This is a genomic window from Pseudomonas sp. NPDC087598 (assembly GCF_044743525.1).
Taxonomy (GTDB): domain Bacteria; phylum Pseudomonadota; class Gammaproteobacteria; order Pseudomonadales; family Pseudomonadaceae; genus Aquipseudomonas.
This window is the reverse complement of the sequence record NZ_JBIUWQ010000131.1, coordinates 1-1,035: the sequence shown is the minus strand read 5'-3', so window position 1 is coordinate 1,035 and position 1,035 is coordinate 1. Positions and strand designations below refer to the sequence as shown.

1 protein-coding gene is annotated in these 1,035 nt (G+C 59.1%); it reads left to right on the top strand.

The features are described from left to right. Positions 1 to 1,035, top strand: a 1,035-nt coding sequence (gene eno, locus ACIOWE_RS29910) for a phosphopyruvate hydratase (RefSeq protein WP_401398558.1), incomplete at both ends; no start/stop codon positions are given.

Sequence of the window (1,035 nt, the reverse complement as noted above, 5' to 3'; positions counted from 1 at the left end):
CAGCGCTTGCGCGCCGTCCGGTGCATCCACTGGCTCGCGTGAAGCGCTCGAGCTGCGTGATGGCGACAAGAGCCGTTACCTGGGCAAGGGCGTGCTCAAAGCAGTAGCCAACATCAACGGTCCGATTCGCGATCTGCTGCTGGGTACCGACCCAAGCGATCAGAAAGCTCTGGATCACGCGATGATCAAGCTCGACGGTACTGAAAACAAAGGTTCCCTGGGCGCCAACGCCATCCTCGCCGTATCCCTGGCTGCGGCCAAGGCCGCTGCACAGGATCAGGACCTGCCGCTGTATGCACACATCGCCAACCTGAACGGCACACCGGGTGTTTACTCGATGCCGGTTCCGATGATGAACATCATCAACGGTGGCGAGCACGCCGATAACAACGTCGACATCCAGGAATTCATGGTTCAGCCGGTTGGCGCCAAGTCTTTCTCGGAAGGTCTGCGCATGGGCACCGAGATTTTCCATCACCTGAAAGCTGTGCTGAAGGCCCGTGGCCTGAGCACCGCCGTTGGCGACGAAGGCGGTTTCGCGCCGAACCTGGCGTCCAACGAAGACGCTCTGAAAGTGATCTCCGAAGCTGTGGCCAACGCCGGTTACAAGCTGGGCACCGACGTGACCCTGGCACTGGACTGCGCGGCCAGCGAATTCTACGAAGACGGCAAGTACAACCTGTCCGGCGAAGGCCAGGTGTTCACCGCTGAAGGTTTCGCCGACTACCTGAAAGGTCTGACCGAACGTTACCCGATCATCTCGATCGAAGACGGTCTGGACGAGTCCGACTGGGCTGGCTGGAAAATCCTCACCGACAAGATCGGCGAGAAGACTCAGCTGGTGGGCGACGACCTGTTCGTGACCAACACCAAGATCCTGAAAGAAGGCATCGATAAAAAGATCGCCAACTCGATCCTGATCAAGTTCAACCAGATCGGCACCCTGACCGAAACCCTGGAAGCCATCCAGATGGCCAAGGCAGCCGGTTACACCGCCGTGATCTCGCACCGTTCGGGCGAAACCGAGGATTCGAC